At 63.3% G+C, this 5,969-nt stretch carries 3 protein-coding genes; 1 reads left to right on the plus strand and 2 read right to left on the minus strand.

The genetic code is table 11. The features are described 5' to 3' along the window. Positions 1-148 precede the first annotated feature (148 nt). Together priA and gltX are read right to left on the minus strand one after the other, a co-directional pair. Positions 149-2,602: a replication restart helicase PriA gene (priA, locus tag I2D41_RS05300; protein ID WP_411161267.1), complete on the minus strand. Its 2,454-nt coding sequence runs from the start codon at positions 2,600-2,602 to the stop codon at positions 149-151. 88 nt (positions 2,603-2,690) lie between these two features. Continuing rightward, positions 2,691-4,166, minus strand: coding sequence for a glutamate--tRNA ligase (gene gltX / locus I2D41_RS05305; protein ID WP_117746308.1), 1,476 nt, complete (start codon positions 4,164-4,166; stop codon positions 2,691-2,693). A 283-nt stretch (positions 4,167-4,449) separates the two neighbouring features. Between gltX and metK the strand changes: the two genes are divergently transcribed. After that, a complete protein-coding gene (gene metK / locus I2D41_RS05310; protein ID WP_195363789.1) occupies positions 4,450-5,730 on the plus strand; it encodes a methionine adenosyltransferase in 1,281 nt (426 codons plus the stop codon). Positions 5,731-5,969: the final 239 nt, after the last annotated feature.

Consider the following 5,969-nt stretch of genomic DNA (forward strand, 5'->3'; position numbering starts at 1 on the left):
CGCCGTTCTCGAACATCATCTTCTTCATCTTCTCGGCAAGCGCCTCGATCGCCGGGGTGATCTCCTCGATGACGGCGCACTCCTGGCGCAGACGAGGGTCGGGCGACAGTACGATTCCGTTGGCTTCCATGGCCATCCTTTCGGGTTGTTACATCAAATCATAGGCGTCGACGTCAACGCTCACGCTCACGCCGCGCACAGAGCCCACCTCTTTGAGGCAGGCGTCGATATCATCAGAGACATGGTACCCTACCGGCGACTTTACAAGCAGATGGAAGCGGTAACGGTCCTTGGCTCTCTCGATTACACATGAAGCCGGGCCCAGCACCTGAGGCACGGCGCTCCCCGCCCGCAAAAAGTCGGGCGCGGCGGCATGCCAGCGGCGCTTGAGGAGCTTCGCGATGCGGCCGATGTAGTCCTGCGTGTCGTCTCGGTTCGCCGACCATACCAAGATGTTGACCAGGCGAACAAACGGCGGGTACAGCGCGTCGCGGCGCTGGTCCAGGTCGTAGTCGGTAAAAATCGAGCGGTCGTGCTCGGCGACGGCGCGGATGACCGGGTCCTCGGGCAGGTAGGTCTGGATGATAACCTCGCCGGGGCGATCGCCGCGGCCGGCGCGGCCCGCAACCTGCTCCAGCAGATCGTAGGCGCGCTCCCCTGCGCGAAAGTCGGGCAGCTTGAGGGCGAAGTCGGCATTGACCACGCCTACGAGCGTGACCTCGGGAAAATCGAGACCCTTTGCGATCATTTGGGTGCCCAGCAACACGGCACAATCCGCCGCATCGAACTGCTCGAGCAGCTTTTTGTGCGCATCCTTGCCGCGCGTGGAATCGGCATCCATGCGAATAATGGCGACATCCTCGGGAAGCATCTGATGCAGTGCGTCCTCGATCTGCTGCGTTCCCAGACCCATTTTTGCCAGGTAGCGACTGCCACATTTGGGGCATCGGCTCGTGGGCGCGGGATACGGCTGCACGCGCCAAGACGAACCGCATGTGTGGCACTGCAGCGTGTGCGTGCGCTCGTGATACGTAAGCGCGGTGGAGCAGTGGTTGCAGGTGGGGACGCAGCCGCACTCGCGGCACATCAGGAACGGCGCAAAGCCACGGCGGTTATGCAGCAGCACGGCCTTCTCGCGGCGCTCGACCACACGCTCCAAGCCCTCCATCAAGGGTTTTGAGAACATGGAGCGGCTGCCGTGCGAGAACTCCCGGCGCAGGTCGGCAATACGGACCGTGGGCAGCACGGCGTGTCCCGGGCGCTCGGGCATCTCGACGCGCGTCCAGGTGGCACCGTTATACGTGCCACGGCGGCAGCGGTCGAGGGCCTCAGCAGAAGGCGTGGCCGAGCCCAGCACGAGCGGGCAGCGATAGCGACGCGCCATCTCGGCCGCAACCTCGCGCGCGTGGTAGCGCGGACTAGAGCCCTGCTTATAGCTGGTCTCGTGCTCCTCGTCGATGATGATGAGGCCTAGATCGCCGAGCGGGCAAAAGAGCGCCGAGCGGGCACCGACGACCACGCGCGCCGCACCACTGGCGACCATATCCCACTGGTCTAGACGCTCGCCGGCCGAAAGCCGCGAGTGGAACACGGCGACCGTCTCGCCAAAGCGCGAGCGGAAGCGGCCGACGGTCTGGGCCGTCAACGAGATCTCGGGTACGAGCACGCAGGCCGAGCGACCGGCCGCGAGCACGCGCTCGATAGCTGAGAGGTAGACCTCGGTTTTACCAGATCCGGTGACGCCGTCGACAAGGACCACGTCGCCATGGGCGTCCAGACGGGCGCGCTCAATCTGCGCGAGTGCCTGTTGCTGACCGTTGGTAAGGGAGACCGGCGCCTTACCGCTTGCCGAGGACAGCGTGGTCTGCTCGCTGCAGCCACGCCACGCACGGCGCTCCTCCACCACGACGACGCCGCGTTTTTCGAGCGCTTTGATGGTCGCCGACATGCTGTTATAGAGAAGGTTGAGGTCGCGTGTCGTGACTGGGCCGCACTGGAGCGCCTCGATGAGCTGACGCTGGCGGACCGCGGTCTTGGGCGGCGTATAGTCGAAGCCCTCGGGCGTAAGCATGACCCAGCGGTTTTGGATGGGTTTGACGGCAGGGCGCTCGACAGTCCACACGCCGTCGTCGCTTTTGACCACGCGCGGGCTTCCACCCGGTGGCAAGAACAGGCGCAGGCACTCGGAAAGCGTCGCGACATACTCGCGGCTCATCCAGCGCGCGATATGGGCAGCCTCGGCGGTAAAGAGCGGTTTGCTGAGGATGGCTTCGACGGCTTTAATGCGCGCGGGGTCGAGCGCGCTGTTGCCCTGCAGATCACCCAGCTCGGGCGCAATGTCGACGATGTAGCCTGCGGCAGCACGGTTGCCAAAATGGACCAGGACCGTGGATCCGATCTGCGCGTCGCTAGCAAGGGGTTGAGGAATGCCATAGGCAAACGGCTCGGACAGCGCACGCGTCGGGATGTCGAGAACCACGCTCGCATAGGCGGCGATGGGCTCAGGTGCAGGCTTAGGCTGAGCCGAGGCAGCGGCAGACACTGGCTTCACCGGAACCTCCTCCGGTTCCGGCGAACCAAACAGCGACAGTTGCTCGGCCACGGCTCCAGCACCTCCTATCCCATACGTCTACAGAAACAAGAGCCCCGCTCGGGTGAACGGGGCTCGGATACATGCGTTTACACGGCTGCTACAGCGCCATCGTGCGGGCGCGGTCGATGCGCGCCAGGCAGTCGTCGCGGCCGACGAGCGCCATGGTCTCGCCCAGCGGAGGGCTCACCATGTTGCCGCAGACGGCGACGCGCACGGCCTGGAACACCACGCGCTTCTTAAGGTCCATCTGCTCGGGCAGCGGCTCAAGCGCGGCGTCGATGTTCGCGGCGGTCCACTCGGTGACACCCTCGAGCGCGGCCTTGGCGGCGTCCAGGATGGCACCCATGCCTTCCTTGGCTAGGCCCTTGTTAACGGACTTCTCGTCATACTCGAGCGTCTCGGCCGTAGCAAAGATGGGAGCGGCGACGGTCACGGCGTCGGCCGGCATCTTGGTGCGCGGTTTAACGATGGCAGCGAGCGCGTCGATCCAATCCTCGCCGTACTCGACATTACCCTCGATGAGACCCGCCTCGTGCAGTTCGGGGACCATGATCTCGTCGGCAAACTGAGCATCGGACATGCCGTTGATGTACTCGGCATTGACCCAATCGAGCTTCTTGGGGTCGAAGGTCGCCGGGTTCTTGGAGATGCGGTCGAGCGAGAACTTGCTGGCCAGGACATCGCGCGGGATGATCGTGGTCTCGCCGTCGAGCGACCAGCCGAGCAGCGCCAGGTAGTTGACGAAGGCGTCGGACAGGTAGCCGGCGTCGCGGTACTCCTCCACCGAGGTGGCGCCGTGGCGCTTGGAGAGCTTCTTGCCGTCGGCACCCAAGATCATGGAGATGTGGGCGAACGTAGGCACGGGCGCGCCGAGGGCCTCGTAGACCATGACCTGACGCGGGGTGTTGGACAGGTGGTCGTCGCCGCGGATGACATGGGTAATCTTCATCATGGCGTCGTCGACGACGGTCGCGAAGTTGTACGTGGGCGTGCCATCGGAGCGGAAGATGACAAAGTCGTCGAGCTCCTTGGCGTCGAAGGTCACCTCGCCGTGGACGGCGTCGTGGATGACGACGTCGCCGCGGTCCTCGGGCACCTTGATGCGCAGGACGTAGGACTCGCCGGCCTCGATGCGGCGGCGGGCCTCCTCGGGATCAAGATCGCGGCAACGGCGCTGATAGCCCTGGAAGGGATCCTTGCGCTCCTGCGCGGCCTTGCGGTCGGCGTCAAGCTGCTCCTTGGTGCAGAAGCAGGGATAGGCCTTGCCCTCATCCCAAAGCTTCTGGGCGGCCTGCTTGTACAGGTCCAGGCGCTCGGTCTGGGCGTAGGGGCCAAAATCGCCGCCCACCTCGGGACCCTCGTCCCAATCCAGGCCCAGCCAACGCATGGCGCGCAGGATGATCTGCGTGTTCTCGTCGGTGGAGCGGGTGGGGTCGGTGTCGTCGATGCGCAGGATGAACGTGCCGCCGTTTGCGCGGGCGAAAGCCCAGTTATAGATAGCGGTGCGGGCGCCGCCGATGTGCAGCTTGCCCGTCGGTGAGGGTGCAAAGCGGACGCGAACGTCTGATGCCATGGAAATCTCCTCGATTACAGGATGGATGTCTAACCGCATTAGTATAAAGCATCAAAGCAGCCTCCGCACAAAGGGCACTGACCTACTCATTGGGGACAGACTTAAATGACCATTCTTTGGGCAACCTGTCGGCACTTAGGTAAGGGTAGTCATTTAAGTCTGTCCCCAATGAGTAGGTGCGGAAAGGGTGTGAATGTTTGATTTACGCGCTATGATGTGCCCTTGCATAGAGAGCCCGGCGGAATGGTAACGGTCGCCGGGACACGTTTTTGAAAGGACAATCATGTCAGAAGAACTTCGTTCCATCCCGCCCCAACACGGGTCCTTTGTTTTTACGTCGGAGTCGGTGACCGAAGGTCATCCCGATAAGATCGCTGACCAGATCAGCGACGCCGTCCTCGACGCAATCCTCGCCAAAGAAATAGAGCTGCAGGAGCAGGGCTACATCGCCCCCAACGGCGTGCCGGCCAACGTGGAGAACGTCCGCTGCGCATGCGAGACACTCGTGACCACCGGCACCGTCATCGTCGCCGGCGAGATTCGCACCCAGGCCTACGTCGACGTACAGGAAATCGCCCGCGGCGTTATCCGACGCATTGGCTATAACCGTGCCAAGTTCGGTTTTGACTGCGACACCTGCGGCGTTATGAGCCTCATCCACGAGCAGTCGCCCGATATCGCCCAGGGCGTCGACGAGTCCTTCGAGACCCAGACCGGCGCTACCACCGACCCGATCGACCTGATCGGTGCCGGCGACCAGGGCATGATGTTCGGTTATGCCTCCAACGAGACCAAGACCCTCATGCCCATGCCGCACTACCTGGCGAGCCGCCTGGCCGAGCGCCTGGCCGCCGTGCGTCACGACGGCACCCTCGCCTATCTGCGTCCCGACGGCAAGACCCAGGTCACCGTGCGCTACGAGGAAGGCAAACCCGTCGAGGTCACGACCATCGTCATCTCCACGCAGCACGCCGCCGAGATCGAGGACATGGGCAAGATCAAGGCCGACCTCATCGAGCACGTCATCACCCCGGTCATGGCCGCCGAGAACATGCCGTGGGACAACGCGGACATCTACGTGAACCCCACCGGTCGCTTTGTCGTGGGCGGCCCCATGGGCGACACGGGCCTGACCGGCCGCAAGATCATCGTCGACACCTACGGCGGCTACGGCCGTCACGGCGGCGGTGCCTTTAGCGGCAAGGACTGCACCAAGGTCGACCGCTCCGCCGCGTACGCCGCGCGTTGGGTCGCCAAGAACGTGGTCGCCGCCGGCCTGGCCGACCGCTGCGAAGTCGAGCTCGCCTATGCCATCGGCGTTTCCAAGCCGTTATCGATTATGGTCGACACCTTCGGCACCGCCAAGGTTGCCGAGAATAAGATCGTCGATGCCGTCGAGAAGACCTTCGACCTGCGCCCGGGTGCAATCATCCGCGACCTGGACCTGCGCCGCCCGATCTACGAAAAGACGGCAGCCTACGGCCACTTCGGCCGCGAAGACGCCGACTTCACCTGGGAGAATACCGACCGAGTCGAAGAACTCAAAGCAGCCTGCGGACTGTAATTGGGAACCACCAAGGTCACAACACGCACGCGCTTTCAAAAGAAGTACCGCCCCCAAGCGGTGCTTCTTTTTTATTAATCCGGTGGTGAAGATGCTTCGATATGAGTCTACGCTGCGTCCCTTGCTAATGAATTTTGCCATCTAGCAACCCCAACCATGTATCCTTAGTCCCGAGGGGCGGGGCATAAGGTCGATCGCGAGTTCCGCACGAGCCGGAGAGCACTTAATGTGCTCTCCGT

The sequence above is a fragment of the Collinsella aerofaciens genome, from assembly GCF_015552075.1.
GTDB classification, from domain to species: Bacteria; Actinomycetota; Coriobacteriia; order Coriobacteriales; family Coriobacteriaceae; genus Collinsella; species Collinsella aerofaciens_Y.

Excerpts from the sequence above, each read along its gene's own strand:
- metK (WP_195363789.1), top strand. The coding sequence starts at position 4,450 with ATGTCAGAAGAACTTCGTTCCATCCCGCCCCAACACGGGTCCTTTGTT.
- gltX (WP_117746308.1), bottom strand. The coding sequence starts at position 4,166 with ATGGCATCAGACGTTCGCGTCCGCTTTGCACCCTCACCGACGGGCAAG.